General features: G+C 37.9%; 15 protein-coding genes, 1 pseudogene and 1 other annotated feature. All 16 genes and pseudogenes read left to right on the top strand.

What is annotated here, in order from left to right; genetic code table 11:
• Window positions 1–183 precede the first annotated feature (183 nt).
• Window positions 184–837, top strand: coding sequence for an MgtC/SapB family protein (locus tag A194_RS0108340; protein ID WP_050980501.1), 654 nt, complete (start codon window positions 184–186; stop codon window positions 835–837).
• A gap of 192 nt (window positions 838–1,029) precedes the next feature.
• Window positions 1,030–1,494 (top strand): CtsR family transcriptional regulator, encoded by a 465-nt coding sequence (locus tag A194_RS0108335; RefSeq protein WP_017186392.1) that lies wholly within the window; start codon window positions 1,030–1,032, stop codon window positions 1,492–1,494.
• Window positions 1,495–1,508: 14 nt separating this feature from the next.
• Window positions 1,509–2,054, top strand: a complete 546-nt coding sequence (mcsA, locus tag A194_RS0108330; RefSeq protein WP_017186391.1) for a protein-arginine kinase activator protein McsA — start codon at window positions 1,509–1,511, stop codon at window positions 2,052–2,054.
• Entirely contained in the window at window positions 2,054–3,127 is a 1,074-nt protein-coding gene (gene mcsB, locus A194_RS0108325) for a protein-arginine kinase McsB (RefSeq protein ID WP_017186390.1), read from the top strand. Before mcsA ends, mcsB begins: the two co-directional genes overlap by 1 nt.
• 16 nt (window positions 3,128–3,143) lie before the next feature.
• Complete coding sequence (clpC, locus tag A194_RS0108320) at window positions 3,144–5,606, top strand: ATP-dependent protease ATP-binding subunit ClpC (RefSeq protein WP_017186389.1); 2,463 nt, start codon at window positions 3,144–3,146, stop codon at window positions 5,604–5,606.
• 98 nt (window positions 5,607–5,704) lie between these two features.
• Window positions 5,705–6,892 (top strand): DNA repair protein RadA, encoded by a 1,188-nt coding sequence (gene radA / locus A194_RS17890; protein ID WP_423734745.1) that lies wholly within the window; start codon window positions 5,705–5,707, stop codon window positions 6,890–6,892.
• 14 nt (window positions 6,893–6,906) lie between these two features.
• Window positions 6,907–7,077 (top strand): hypothetical protein, encoded by a 171-nt coding sequence (locus tag A194_RS21350; protein WP_017186388.1) that lies wholly within the window; start codon window positions 6,907–6,909, stop codon window positions 7,075–7,077.
• A gap of 185 nt (window positions 7,078–7,262) precedes the next feature.
• On the top strand, window positions 7,263–8,354 hold the full coding sequence (locus A194_RS0108310) for a PIN/TRAM domain-containing protein (RefSeq protein ID WP_017186387.1): 1,092 nt from the start codon (window positions 7,263–7,265) through the stop codon (window positions 8,352–8,354).
• 153 nt (window positions 8,355–8,507) lie between these two features.
• A pseudogene (ispD, locus tag A194_RS20765) lies at window positions 8,508–9,164 on the top strand (2-C-methyl-D-erythritol 4-phosphate cytidylyltransferase); the annotation flags it as partial.
• A 48-nt stretch (window positions 9,165–9,212) separates the two neighbouring features.
• Window positions 9,213–9,692, top strand: coding sequence for a 2-C-methyl-D-erythritol 2,4-cyclodiphosphate synthase (gene ispF, locus A194_RS20760; protein ID WP_237718755.1), 480 nt, complete (start codon window positions 9,213–9,215; stop codon window positions 9,690–9,692).
• Window positions 9,693–9,737: 45 nt separating this feature from the next.
• On the top strand, window positions 9,738–11,213 hold the full coding sequence (gltX, locus tag A194_RS0108300; protein ID WP_017186385.1) for a glutamate--tRNA ligase: 1,476 nt from the start codon (window positions 9,738–9,740) through the stop codon (window positions 11,211–11,213).
• Between the two features lie 26 nt (window positions 11,214–11,239).
• Window positions 11,240–11,455: a binding site (T-box leader), on the top strand.
• Between the two features lie 105 nt (window positions 11,456–11,560).
• On the top strand, window positions 11,561–12,223 hold the full coding sequence (gene cysE, locus A194_RS0108295) for a serine O-acetyltransferase (protein WP_017186384.1): 663 nt from the start codon (window positions 11,561–11,563) through the stop codon (window positions 12,221–12,223).
• Window positions 12,213–13,610, top strand: coding sequence for a cysteine--tRNA ligase (cysS, locus tag A194_RS0108290; protein ID WP_017186383.1), 1,398 nt, complete (start codon window positions 12,213–12,215; stop codon window positions 13,608–13,610). The genes cysE and cysS overlap by 11 nt, the downstream gene beginning before the upstream one ends.
• The gene (locus tag A194_RS0108285) at window positions 13,607–14,005 is read left to right on the top strand and encodes a Mini-ribonuclease 3 (RefSeq protein WP_017186382.1); all 399 of its coding nucleotides are present in this window, start codon (window positions 13,607–13,609) and stop codon (window positions 14,003–14,005) included. The genes cysS and A194_RS0108285 overlap by 4 nt, the downstream gene beginning before the upstream one ends.
• Before the next feature lie 5 nt (window positions 14,006–14,010).
• The gene (gene rlmB / locus A194_RS0108280) at window positions 14,011–14,751 is read left to right on the top strand and encodes a 23S rRNA (guanosine(2251)-2'-O)-methyltransferase RlmB (protein WP_017186381.1); all 741 of its coding nucleotides are present in this window, start codon (window positions 14,011–14,013) and stop codon (window positions 14,749–14,751) included.
• Between the two features lie 5 nt (window positions 14,752–14,756).
• Window positions 14,757–15,090: NYN domain-containing protein (locus A194_RS0108275; RefSeq protein ID WP_017186380.1), on the top strand; the 334-nt coding region annotated here is incomplete at its 3' end.

The following is a 15,090-nucleotide window of genomic DNA, read 5'->3' as shown; positions in this document are numbered from 1 at the left end:
GCCGCCGGGCGATTTTAAAGCTAAGAAGATATTGTCTTCTTAGCTTTTTTTGTATATGATTGTAATAATAACTTGAATATAAACGAAGAGAAATTCATATATAAGTAAAATGTAAAAAAGTTCAGGAAGGGGGGAAAAGAGTTGATCGACTGGACAGCTTTTTTGGGAGAGAATTTTGATGTAATGGTGTACCGTGTTATATTAGCTACTATATTGTGTGGGTTGATCGGTTTTGAACGTGAATTAAAAAAGCACTCTGCAGGCTTTAGAACACATATATTAGTTGGTGTCGGTGCTTGTGTAATGATGCTGTTATCGATTTACGGTTTCGAGCCGTACATTACTGATCATCACACAATCCGTTTCGATCCAGCTCGTATTCCTTCTTATGTTATAAGTGGAATTGGATTTTTAGGTGCTGGAACTATTTTAGTCCATGGTATGACAATTAGAGGTCTAACAACAGCAGCATCGATTTGGACTGTAGCAGGTTTAGGTTTAGTAATTGGTGCGGGTATGTATGCGCTAGCGATATTTGCAACCTTAGTCGTACTATTAAGCTTAATTTTTCTTAATTCCTTTGAAAAATTATTTACTAAACAAAAGACGGATAACTGGGTGCATTTGCAAGTGAAGCAGGGTGTTCATTTAGGAGAAGTGCTTAACATATTTGATGAATTTGACCTTCTTATTAAGCGAATGGAAATTGAAAGTGAAGATGTACTGAAACGAAATGTCTATATAGAACTTGAAAGGAACCAAAACTTTAATAAAAATGACCTTTTAGACCGTGTGAGCAAAATTGAAAATGTAACGTATATTTATGAACGAAATTAACTAGTGATGCCCCTTACGCATATTTTGTGAGGGGTGTTTTTGTCTTAAATTATTGTTATTAAGTTTAAATCAAAATGTTTGCATCATAATAAAATGTGGGTATAATAAAAGTATAGTCAAAGATAGTCAAAGTCAAACTAATAGTTCCTTGATCTTTGTCTTTTTTATAACTGTTTTGAAGGAGGGAATGCGGTGAGAAATATTTCAGACGTTATTGAAGATTACTTAAAAAAGGTGATTGATTCGAGTAATAGTGATGTTGTTGAATTAAAGCGTAGTGAAATTGCTGACCGCTTTGAGTGTGTCCCTTCCCAAATTAATTACGTCATTAACACCCGCTTTACTTTAGAGAAAGGTTATTTAGTTGAAAGTAAACGTGGTGGTGGCGGATATATAAGAATTATACGATTAAAACCTAAATCTAACCAAGAATTAATTAAAGAGATGGATTTAGTTGCTGAGCATCCTTTACCTCAACAAGCAGCGTTCGACTTAGTGGAACGATTAAAAGAGGAAGATTTAATAACAGAACGAGAGAAGCGATTGATGTTCAAAGTTTTACATCGTGACATATTGGATATACCTTTACCAAAACGCGACCAAGTCCGTTCTAAAATATTTAAAGAGTTACTAACAACTATAAAAATGTACGGTTGATTGGAGGGTCTATGATGCAATGTCAAAAATGTCATGAACATGAGGCATCAGTTCATTACACTCAAGTAGTCAATGGTCAAAAAAAAGAAGTGCATTTATGTGAACAATGTGCTCATGAAGAAGGTTATATGAATTTTACTAATGAAAGTTTGTCACTTCATCATTTTCTTACAAACATGTTTCCTTTCGACCAGGCGGTTAACCAACAACCTAAAGAACAATTGCAGCGGAATCAAGTGATGACATGCGAAGGTTGTGGCTTAACGTATGCCCAATTTAGAAGGAAGGGTAAATTTGGCTGTAGTCAATGTTATGAAACGTTTGATTCTTATTTAAATCCAATTTTTAAACGTGTTCATAGTGGTAATACTGAACATGTTGGTAAAATACCAAAACGAATCGGTGGTCAACTTCATAAACGTAAAGAAGTTGATCAACTAAAGAAAGAATTACAGCAACTAATCGAAGACGAAAACTTTGAAGAAGCAGCTGATATACGAGATCGGATTAGAACGCTGAAGCAAGAAATAGATGAGTCAAATAAGGGTGGTGATGCTTAATGTCATTACAAGATTTTATTAACGATGCAATCAGCCCTTGGATGAATAATGAAGGTAATGATTCTGATATTGTATTAAGTACACGTATACGGTTAGCGCGCAACTTAGAACAAGTGCCATTTCCAACAAGTCAGGATCAAGATTCACAACAGAAAGTGTTACAGCACGTTGAACAAGAGTTTAATGAACAAAGCTATGAGTCATTTAAACAGTTTCAGCTTGTCAAAATGGGTGAGTTAGAACCTATAGAAAAGAGAGTGTTAGTTGAAAAACATCTCATTAGTCCTAACTTAGCAGAAAATACTGAAACAGGTGCGGTACTTATTTCGGAGAATGAACAAGCATCCATTATGGTTAATGAAGAAGACCATTTGCGGATTCAACTTTATTATCCAGGTTTTGAGTTATCTGAAGCAATACAGCAAGCACAAAAGTTAGATGACTGGTTTGAGGAACGTACGCGATATGCCTTTGATGAGCATAAAGGGTATTTAACGAGCTGCCCAACTAATGTTGGTACTGGTCTTAGAGCTTCAATTATGATGCATTTACCAGCTTTGACAATTACAAATCAGATGAACCAGATCGTTCCAGAGATTAACAAATTAGGGTTAGTCGTTCGTGGTATATATGGTGAAGGAAGCGAGGCTTTAGGTCAGCTGTATCAGATATCAAACCAAATGACTTTAGGTAAGTCAGAAGAGGATATTGTTGAAGATTTAAAAAGTGTTGTCAAGCAAGTTATTGAAAGTGAGCGAAAAGCACGTGAGTGGGTCATGCAACAATCGGGTATACAGTTAGAAGATCGAATCTTCCGTTCTTATGGTGTTTTAGCCCATAGTAGAATTATTGAATCTAAAGAAGCTGCAAAATGTTTATCGGATGTTCGTTTAGGTATTGATTTAGGTTTAATTAAAAACGTATCAAAAAACATTTTAAATGAGCTTATGGTATTAACTCAACCAGGATTTTTACAACATTACGCTAAAAAATCGTTACACCCAAATGAACGCGATTGGTTTAGAGCTAACTTAATTCGTGAAAGATTACAATTAGAGCAGTACAAGAAATAGAAGGAGGTCATCAAATATGATGTTTGGACGATTTACAGAACGCGCACAAAAAGTTCTTGCGTTATCCCAAGAAGAAGCTGTTCGATTAGGGCATAATAATATAGGTACAGAACACATTTTATTAGGTTTAATTAAAGAAGGCGATGGGATCGCTGCTAAAGCTTTAAAATCTTTAAATGTAACAGTTGAACAGATCCAAGAAGAAGTCGAACAATTAATTGGCACAGGCCAAAGTAACCAACAAACAATCCATTACACGCCAAGAGCGAAAAAAGTCATTGAGCTATCTATGGATGAAGCGCGTAAATTAAATCATTCATATGTTGGAACTGAGCATATTTTGTTAGGTTTAATTCGTGAAGGTGAAGGTGTTGCAGCTCGTGTATTTAACAACTTAGGTGTCAGTTTAAACAAAGCGCGTCAGCAAGTGTTACAACTACTAGGTAGTAACGAATCAACATCAAACCAACGTCAACAAAAGCAATCTAACAATGCTAATACACCAACACTAGATTCATTGGCTCGAGACTTAACTTCAGTTGCACGTGAAGGGGGCATTGACCCTGTCATTGGTCGTGGAAAAGAAATTGAACGTGTGATCCAAGTATTAAGTCGCCGTCGTAAAAACAATCCAGTTTTAATCGGTGAACCAGGTGTAGGTAAGACAGCAATTGCTGAAGGTTTAGCTCAACAAATTGTAAATAATGAAGTGCCGGAAATCCTCCGTGATAAGCGCGTTATGACACTTGATATGGGTACAGTTGTTGCAGGTACGAAATATCGTGGTGAGTTTGAAGACCGTTTGAAAAAGGTCATGGAAGAGATTCGCCAAGCTAGAAATATTATTTTATTCATCGACGAGTTACACACCTTAATTGGTGCAGGTGGTGCAGAAGGTGCTATTGATGCATCAAACATTTTAAAACCAGCTTTAGCGCGTGGTGACTTACAATGTATCGGTGCAACAACGTTAGATGAGTATCGTAAGTATATTGAGAAAGATGCAGCGCTTGAGCGTCGTTTCCAACCAATTCAAGTTGATGAACCAACTCCTGAAGAATCACAACAAATTTTAGAAGGGTTAAGAGATCGTTATGAAGCACACCACCGTGTAACGATTTCAGATGATGCTATTGAAAGTGCTGTCCGACTATCAGATCGTTATATTACAGATCGTTTCTTACCAGATAAGGCGATTGATCTAATTGATGAGGCAGCTTCACGTGTAAGGTTAAGAAGCTATACAGCTCCACCAAACTTAAAAGAACTGGAGCAAAAACTAGAAGAAGTGAAGAAAGAAAAAGATGCAGCTGTTCAAAGCCAAGAATTTGAAAAAGCTGCGTCATTAAGAGATAAAGAGCAAAAGTTAAAAGATGAGCTTGCTAAGACGAAAGATGAATGGAAAGAAAAACAAGGGAAAGAAAGTTCTGAAGTGACGTTAGATGATATTGCACACGTCGTTTCAACTTGGACTGGAGTACCTGTATCTAAACTAGCTAAAGATGATAAAGAAAAGCTGCTTAACTTAGAAGAAACATTGCACGGTCGTGTCATCGGTCAGGATGAAGCGGTTAAGGCTGTTTCAAAAGCAGTTAGACGTGCACGTGCTGGGTTAAAAGATCCGAAACGACCAATCGGTTCGTTTATCTTCTTAGGGCCAACAGGTGTTGGTAAAACTGAGCTTGCTAGAGCACTAGCTTCTTCGATGTTCGAAGATGAAGATGCGATGATTCGGATCGACATGTCTGAATATATGGAGAAACACGCGACGTCTCGTTTAGTAGGTTCACCTCCAGGCTATGTCGGTTATGAAGAAGGTGGCCAGTTAACTGAGAAGGTTCGTACAAAGCCATATTCAGTTATTTTACTAGATGAGATTGAGAAGGCGCACCCTGAAGTGTTCAACATCTTACTACAAGTACTAGAAGATGGTCGCTTAACAGATTCTAAAGGCCGTGTAGTTGACTTTCGTAATACGGTATTAATTATGACATCTAACGTTGGTGCTCATGAGTTAAAACGTCAAAAATACGTTGGCTTTAGTGTGAATGACAACCAACAAGATCATAAACAAATGAAATCTAAAGTAATGGATGAGTTGAAGAAAGCGTTCCGTCCAGAGTTTTTAAACCGTGTGGATGAAACGATTGTCTTCCATTCACTTGAAGAGAAGCATATTCAAGAAATCGTTCAATTAATGGTTAAGCAACTACAAGACCGCTTAACGGATAGTGACATTAACTTCACGTTGACAGAAAAAGCAATTAAACAAATTGCAGATGAAGGTATGGATTTAGAGTACGGTGCAAGACCGCTACGTCGTTCAATCCAAAAGAACGTAGAAGACTTCTTATCTGAAGAACTACTGAGTGGTACAATTAGTACAGGTCAAGAAGTTAAAATTGATGTTAACGATGAAGGTGAGTTTTACATTTCATCTACAAAACCATTAGAAAAAGAAACAAGCGAACAATCATAATGTTAAACAGCCGGATTGACCTATTAAATCCGGCTGTTTTCCATATTCTAATCATTTAATACACCGTTAATTTGTAATTAGAAAGGGAGACAACCATCATGGCTAAAGCTAAAGTAATATTTTTCTGCCAAGAATGTGGTTATGAATCACCAAAATGGATGGGGAAGTGTCCAGCATGTCATCAATGGAATACATTAGTAGAAGAAAAAGTTTCTAAGAAATCCGAGCGACATGAAGTGGGGAGTAACCAAACGAGAAAACGTAAAAAGCCACAATCACTTAAAGAAGTTTCATCAAAAGAAGAATCACGTGTAACGACTAACATGGAAGAATTAAACCGAGTATTAGGTGGCGGGATTGTTCCGGGGTCACTCGTGTTAATTGGTGGCGACCCAGGAATCGGTAAGTCAACTTTACTTTTACAACTATCTTCTCAAGTCGCTAACTTAAATATGAATGTTTTATACATATCTGGTGAGGAATCGGAAAAGCAAACAAAGCTTAGAGCAGAGCGGCTTGAAGTTAGCGAAAATGACTTGTTTATTATGGCAGAGACCAATTTAGAGTATGTGATTGATGCAATTGATGAAATGAACCCTTCATTTGTCGTCATTGACTCGATCCAAACTGTTTATCATGATGCTGTAACGTCAGCGCCAGGTTCTGTTTCACAAGTAAGAGAATGTACAAGCGCGCTTATGAAAGTGGCTAAGTCAAAAGGGATTCCTATTTTTATAGTTGGACATGTGACTAAAGAAGGTGCAATTGCTGGTCCTAGATTGTTAGAACACATGGTAGATACCGTTTTATATTTTGAAGGGGAACGTCATCATACATTTAGAATTTTAAGAAGTGTTAAGAACCGTTTTGGTAGTACGCATGAAATGGGTATTTTTGAAATGAAAGAAGAAGGGTTAGTTGAGGTTAATAATCCTTCAGAAATTTTTCTAGAAGAACGTTCTCAAGGTGTTGCTGGTTCCACAGTTGTCGCATCTTTAGAAGGCACTAGACCGATGTTAGTAGAAATTCAAGCCTTAATCTCTCCTACTCAGTTCGGACATTCAAGAAGAATGGCTACAGGGCTAGATCATAACCGAGTTCCTTTACTTATGGCGGTGTTAGAAAAAAGAGCAGGGCTTCTATTACAAAACCAAGATGCATATGTAAAAGTAGCAGGAGGGGTTAAGTTAGATGAACCTGCCATAGATTTAGCTGTTGCAATTAGTGTTGCTTCAAGTTTCCGTGATCACCCGACTAGACTGATGATGTGTTTATCGGTGAGGTAGGATTAACAGGAGAAGTGAGAAGGGTAGCACGAATAGAACAACGTGTTCAAGAAGCGTCAAAGTTAGGGTTTAAACGAATTATTTTACCACGAAAAAATCTAGGTAGTTTTACACCGCCAGATGGGGTTGAGTTAGTAGGTGTGGACTCTGTTCAGGAAGCATTAAAAGAAGGTTTAGGTGAATAGTGTTACAAAACAAAAATATTTGTAACACAATTGACATACAATCTTGAGAAGTGATATAATATTTACTATTTTATTTTGACGTATTTTCGGTGGGCATGGTATAATTTACAATTATAGTTAAAATCAATAACTGACTTATGCTCACCGCTTTTTTTGGCGAAACTAGTAAACAGGAGGTGCATAGTGTGTTGAAAAGAATTATTCAGCTATTTATAGTAGTAGCTGGTGGTACGCTAGGGTATGTCTATTTCCCCGATCTAGCGTCTTTAGCAGGTTTTGAAGAGCCAAGTTGGCTTATTCCGTACATTGGATTATTGTTAGGTGCAATCATATTATTTATATTAACGTTTTGGGTTGTTGATTATGTTGTTGATTTTCTTAAAATTATTGAAGAAAAACTTGTTAAAGCACCAGTAGGAGATTTATTATTTGGAAGTTTAGGACTCATTGTCGGGTTAGTGACCGCATTTTTAGTTAATATTTATTTACAAGGGTTTGGTATTCCGCTTGTTTCAGAGATTTTACCAATCTTCGTAACGGTTATTTTAGGTTACTTAGGGTTTCAAGTTGGTTTTAAACGTCGAAATGAATTTATTGGTCTTATTACAAAAGGGCGTAATAAAGATAAAGAGGCTGTGATGATGGGTGACGCTTCAGAAGATGGAAGCGTACGACCGAAAATCTTAGATACTAGTGTCATCATTGATGGTAGAATTGCGGATATTTGTGAAACTCACTTTTTAGAAGGCTCAATTATCATTCCGCATTTTGTATTAGAAGAATTACAGCATATTGCGGATTCATCAGATGTGCTAAAACGTAATAGAGGTCGAAGAGGACTAGATATACTCAATCGACTACAAAAAGAAGTGCCTGTTGATGTTCAGATCTATGAAGGTGACTTTGAAGATATTCAAGAAGTGGATAGTAAGTTAGTAAAATTAACGAAACTGTTAGACGGTGTACTAGTAACCAATGATTTTAACTTAAATAAAGTATCCGAGTTTCAAAATGTAACGGTCTTGAACATTAATGATTTAGCGAATGCAGTGAAGCCAGTTGTTTTACCAGGTGAAGAAATGAATGTTCATGTCATTAAAGCTGGTAAAGAAGATAAGCAAGGTGTTGCTTACTTAGATGACGGAACGATGATTGTCGTTGAAGGTGGTAAAGCGTTCATTGGTGATGCACTTGATGTTATTGTAACGAGTGTATTGCAAACATCAGCGGGGCGTATGATCTTCGCCAAACCGAAAGCAATGGAAAAAGCGCAATAATAGTTTTATAAGGCTGACGCCATTCAACTTTTAAATGGTTTTGTCAGCCCTTTCTTATTTATACTTGGGAGCGAGATTATGTGTTTATATTGTAAAATTAGTGTAAAATAGGTGGTATATTAAGAGAGTTTTTCAAAAAGAAAGGGAATATATATGGAGAACTATCAAGCGGTTGTATTAGCAGCTGGTCAAGGGAAGCGAATGGGCATTGGTCATAATAAACAGTTGATTGCGCTAGGGGATCGTCCGTTAATTGCTCACACCCTTCAAGTGTTCGAAAGTGACCCGTGGTGTTCAGCTGTTTATCTCGTTGTTCATCCAGATGAACATATCATTATGAAAGACATTGTTAACGAGTACAGTTTTTCGAAAGTCGTTGAGTTCGTAAATGGTGGGTCTGAAAGGCAGCACAGTGTGAAAAATGCTGTCGACACATTGAGTCATGACCTCGTCACTTTTGTTCATGATGGTGCAAGACCATTTGTTTCAGAAGATGAATTACATAAGTTGTATGAAGCAACGGTCTTACATGAAGCCGCATTTTTAGCAACACGTGTGACAGATACGGTTAAACAAGTTGAAGGTCATGAAGTGAAAACATTAGACCGAAATAAACTTTACCAAGCTCAAACCCCGCAAGCCTTTACTTATAAATTGCTAAAAGAAGCGCATGAATACGCAGCAACAATGAAAATGATGGCAACGGATGATGTCGCACTTTTAGAGTTAATTAATAAGAATGCTGCTGTCGTTGAAGGAAGCTATCACAATTTTAAATTGACGACTCCAGAAGATATACAAAAGGCAGAAAATATGCTAAAAATAAATAGGCAAGGAAACTATAAGGAGGATCCTTCATTGTTTCGAATAGGACAAGGTTTTGATGTTCATCAATTAGTAGAGAGAAGGCCGTGTATCATCGGTGGTGTAACAATTCCTTATGAAAAAGGTTTGTTAGGTCATTCAGATGCCGATGTTTTATTACATACAATCGCTGATGCTGCACTTGGTGCAATCGGTGAAGGTGATATCGGAAAGCATTTTCCAGATACTGACCCACAATATGAAGGGTTGGACTCAAAAGAGTTGTTACAAGAGGTTTGGGATAAAGTTGAACAGTCAGGCTACACGTTAGTTAATGTAGACTGTACCATTATGGCACAAGCTCCGAAGATGGCCCCATATATAGAAGAAATGAGAAGTGTAATTGCTAACTTGTTACAAGCTGATTTAAACCAAGTCAATGTTAAGGCGACAACGACTGAGAAGTTAGGTTTCACAGGACGTAAAGAGGGAATTGCATCACAAGCGGTCATTTTATTACAACAAAGAGCTTAAATTTTGTACAATATTGTTAGGTAGATATAGAAAGGAGAACGACTCATGACGGAAAAAGTAAGAGTACGTTATGCCCCTAGTCCAACTGGGCATTTGCATATCGGAAACGCAAGAACGGCTTTATTTAATTATTTATTTGCAAGAAGCACTGGTGGCGAATTTGTCATCCGTATTGAAGATACAGACCAAAAGCGAAATGTTGAAGGTGGAGACATTGGTCAATTAAAATACTTAAAATGGTTAGGGATCGACTGGGACGAAAGTGTTGATGTAGGTGGCGATTATGCTCCATATCGTCAAATGGATCGACTGCATATTTATAAAAAGTATGCCGATGAACTATTAGAAAAAGGCTTAGCTTACAAATGCTATATGACTGAAGATGAGCTTGAGCAAGAACGCGAAGAACAACGTGCTCAAGGAAAAGTGCCAATGTATTCTGGTGCTCATCGCGATTTGACACAAGAGCAAATTGAACAGTATGAAGCAGAAGGCCGTCGACCAAGCCTTCGTATTCGTGTTCCAGCAAACGAAACATATACGTTTAAAGATATCGTAAAAGAGAAGATCACGTTTGAATCAAGTGATTTTGGTGATTGGGTCATCATGAAAAAAGATGGAACACCAACTTATAACTTTGCGTGTGCGATTGACGATTACTTAATGAAGATCACTCATGTTTTACGTGGTGAAGACCATATTTCAAACACGCCGAAGCAGATGATGGTTTATCGTGCGTTCGGTTGGGAAGTTCCAACGTTTGCTCATATGACGTTAATCGTAAATGAAGAACGTAAAAAGTTAAGTAAGCGTGATGAAAGCATTATTCAGTTTATTGAACAGTATGCAGACTTAGGTTATTTACCTGAAGCGTTATTTAACTTTATTACGTTATTAGGTTGGTCTCCTCAAGGGGAAGAAGAACTGTTTACAAGAGAGCAGTTAACAGAAATCTTTGACCCAGAAAGGTTATCGACTTCACCAGCTGTGTTCGACCCACATAAATTAAAGTGGATGAATAACCAGTACATTAAAGAAAGCTCATTAGAACGCGTTGTTGACTTAACGCTTCCACATTTAATTGAAGCGGGCAAAGTTGATGAAGATATGGATGGGTCAACTCGTCAGTGGGTAGAAGGGTTAATTTCTCTTTACCACAACCAATTAAATTATGGTGCGGAAATTGTTGAGTTGACTGAGTTGTTTTTCCGTAAAGAAATCAACTATAATGAAGAGTGTATGGATGTGTTAAATCAAGAGCATGTTCCTAGTATGCTTGAACACTTTAAGTCAGAGTTAGAGCAATTAGATGAACTAACACCTGATGATGTAAAAGCTGCAACGAAAGCAACACAAAAGGCTACAGGTAATAAAGGTAAGAAATTATTTATGCCAATTCGTGTCGCAACAACTGCGCAAACACATGGACCAGAGTTACCTAATGCCATTACTTTATTAGGCAAAGAAACTGTTTTACATCGTCTGGAACAATTAATTAATAAATTAAACTATTCAGGATAACATGTTTCAAAGTCGTTAATATAATATACAAAGCGTTGATGAGGAGAAGTAAAACGGATCAAGCTAAATACAGAGAAGGCTACATTTGCTGAGAGTAGCTTTTAGTTTGACGTTTGAAATGCACCTTAGAGCCTTCACTTGAATCTAAGTAGAGTGAAGCGGTTAAGTACCGTTAAACACTTCGAAAGTTGAGAGGGATACCTCTAAACAGAGTGGAACCGCGTTAATTAAGCGTCTCTGTCTATTTTATATAGACAGGGGCGCTTTTATATTTTACTTATATTCATAAGTCGCCTCCAACTTCTAGGTTTTGCATCGTAGAAAAACATAAACAAGGGAGGGATTGTATGTTCAAATTTTTCAAATTGCTTAAAGATGATGTTGATGTTGTATTTGACCAAGACCCTGCTGCAAGAAGTAGAATAGAGGTCATCTTAACATATGCTGGAGTTCATGCGATTTGGTCACATCGCATTGCACATGGATTCCATAAACGGAAAATGTTCTTTATTGCCCGGGCGATTTCCCAGATTAGCCGATTTTTCACAGGCATTGAAATTCACCCAGGTGCACAGATAGGTCGTCGTTTTTTCATCGACCACGGTATGGGGGTCGTAATCGGTGAAACTTGTGAGATCGGTGATAATGTCACTATTTATCAAGGCGTGACGCTAGGTGGAACAGGGAAAGAAGGCGGGAAACGTCACCCGACATTAAAGGATAACGTCTTAGTTGCAACAGGCGCGAAAGTATTAGGCTCAATTACGATTGATGAACATTCCAAAATCGGAGCTGGATCTGTCGTCTTGAAAGATGTTCCGAAATATTCCACGGTTGTTGGAATACCTGGTAACATCGTCGTGAAAAATGGAGTTAAAGTGAAAAAGAACTTAGACCACCATAAACTACCAGACCCCGTTTCAGAGAAGTGTGATCTGTTAGAGCAAAAAATTGCCGAACTACAAGCGGAAATTAATGAATTGAAAGGAGCTGATCGTCATGACAGTTAAATTATATAACTCTTTAACACGCTCTAAAGAAACGTTTGAACCAATTGAAGAAGGAAAAGTCAAGATGTACGTCTGCGGTCCAACGGTATATAACTACATTCACGTAGGTAACGCCAGGCCAGCCATTGTCTTTGATACGATCCGCCGTTACTTTGAGTATGTCGGTTATGATGTTGAATACGTATTGAATTTCACGGATGTCGACGATAAGTTAATTAAAGCAGCAGAAGAAATGGGTGAGGAAGTGCCCGAGATTGCTGACCGTTTTATTAATGCATACAAAGAAGATGTTGGTGCACTTCATGTAAAAGAAGCGGTTCACCATCCGAGGGTAACTGAAACAATGGATGAAATTCTGCAATTTATTGAAGGGTTAATTGATAAAGGGTATGCCTATGAAGCGGATGGTGATGTTTACTTTAAAACACGCGCATTCGATGAGTACGGAAAATTGTCGCATCAATCAATCGATGACTTGCGCTCTGGTGCACGTATTCAAGTAGGAGAAAAGAAAAATGACCCATTAGACTTTGCGCTTTGGAAGCAAGCAAAAGACGGCGAGATTGCTTGGGATAGTCCATGGGGGAGAGGACGTCCGGGGTGGCATATCGAGTGTTCTGCTATGGCGAAAAAATATTTAGGTGAAACAATTGATATTCACGCTGGCGGTCAAGACTTATCTTTTCCGCACCATGAAAATGAAATTGCCCAATCTGAGTGCATGAATGATCAAACGTTCGCAAATTATTGGTTACACAACGGTTATATCCAGATCGATAACGAAAAAATGTCAAAGTCATTAGGTAACTTTATTTTAGTCCATGACCTCGTTCGTAACCATAATCCTAACGTCGTTCGCTTCTTCATGTTAAGTGTTCATTACCGCAATCCAATTAACTTTAACGATGAATTACTAGCGAGTGCGAAAAATAGCTACGAACGTATTAAGACGGCATATGACAACTTAAAACACCGTCGTGAAGCGAGCATGAATCTAACTAATGATACAGAGCAATGGAAAGAAAAAATTAACCAACATGTCGAAACATTTAAACGAGAAATGAATGATGATTTCAATACAGCTAATGCTATTTCTGTACTGTTTGAGCTTGCTAAAGAAGCTAACATTTACATTGACCAAAAGCAGACATCAGCAGAAGTGATTGATTATTTCATTAGTACTTTTGATGAATTAACGTCTGTATTAGGATTTGAATTAGCCACAGAAGAGCTGTTAGATGAGGATATTGAAGCTTTAATAGAAGAGCGTATACAAGCGAGGAAAGACCGCAACTTTAGTCGTGCTGATGAGATTCGCGACGACTTAGCTAATAGAGGAATCATTTTAGAGGATACACCTCAAGGAACGAGATGGAAAAGACAATGAGTCAGGATCTGAAACCGCATCTTATGAAGAGTTTAACGCTAGCTTACATGGGTGATGTCGTATATGAAAAATATGTACGAGAATATATTATTCAAAAAGGCGAAGTGATGCCACAAGCATTGCACACGATGGCTGTGTCTTTTGTATCTGCAAAGGCACAGTCGTATGTGCTTCTTCGTTGGATAGAAGATGGTATGTTAACCGAACAAGAAGAAGCGATTGTTCGAAGAGGTCGAAACGCCAAGTCGAACGTGCCTAAAAATACGGACCCACAAACGTATAGATACAGCACTGCTTTTGAAGCGTTAATGGGTTATTTGTATTTTAAAGAAGAGTTTGAACGATTAGATCACCTTGTTTTTCAAGCAATTATGGACATTGAAGAAAGGAGATGAGAGTTGTGAGTGAAGAATGGATTACTGGTAAAAACCCTGTTATAGAAACGTTGAAGTCTGGACGTTCGGTTAATAGAGTGCTTGTCCTAGAGTCGATGAAACCTCAAGTACAAAAGCAAATTTTTAACGTTGCCAAACAACAAGGTGTTTATGTACAAAAGGTTCCGAAGCAAAAGCTAGACACAATAGGAGAGCACCATCAAGGTGTAGCAGCCTCTGTAGCTGCTTATGACTACGCTTCGCTGGATGATCTATTTCATATAGCTGAAAAAAGACAAGAAGCTCCTTTCTTTCTTTTATTAGATGAATTAGAAGATCCACACAACCTTGGCTCTATTATGCGAACAGCTGATGCTGTTGGTGCACATGGTATCATTATTCCGAAGCATCGCTCTGTACAACTAACACAAACAGTAGCAAAAGCTTCGACAGGTGCTATTGAACACATTCCTGTCGTACGGATTACGAATATGAACCAAACGATAGAAGAGCTTAAAGAACGTGGAGTATGGATTGTAGGAACGGATGCGAAAGGTAAGCAAGATTATCGACAGTCTGAATATGATATGCCAATTGCATTAGTTATTGGTAGTGAAGGTCGCGGCATAAGTCGTCTCGTTGCGAAAAATTGCGATTGGCTTGTCCATATGCCGATGAAAGGCGAAGTAACATCATTAAATGCTTCTGTTTCGGCAGGGATTCTTATGTATGAAATATACCGCAAACGTTATCCGGTAGGGGAGTAACCGCTATGATTGTACTAGTTGTAGATGGTTACAACATGATCGGCGACTGGCCTGAATTAAAAAAGCTGCGTGATCATGACCTTGAAGCGGCAAGAAATCGACTAATTGAAATGCTTGCTGAGTATCAAGCTTATATTGGTCATCGAGTTGTTGTCGTCTTCGATGCTTATACTGTAAGAGACGTCGAACGCCATTATAATCAATTACAAGTTGAAGTGATCTATACTAAAGAAAAAGAGACAGCAGATGAGAAAATCGAAAAGCTTGTAAAAGAAATTATGAATGTGAAAACAAAGGTTTATGTCGCAACATCCGACTATGCTGAACAGTGGACAATCT

The organism is Alkalibacillus haloalkaliphilus C5, from assembly GCF_000269905.1.
GTDB classification, from domain to species: Bacteria; Bacillota; Bacilli; order Bacillales; family Alkalibacillaceae; genus Alkalibacillus; species Alkalibacillus haloalkaliphilus_A.
Note: the sequence above shows the minus strand (reverse complement) of the source record. Positions and strands in the feature narration are given on the sequence as shown.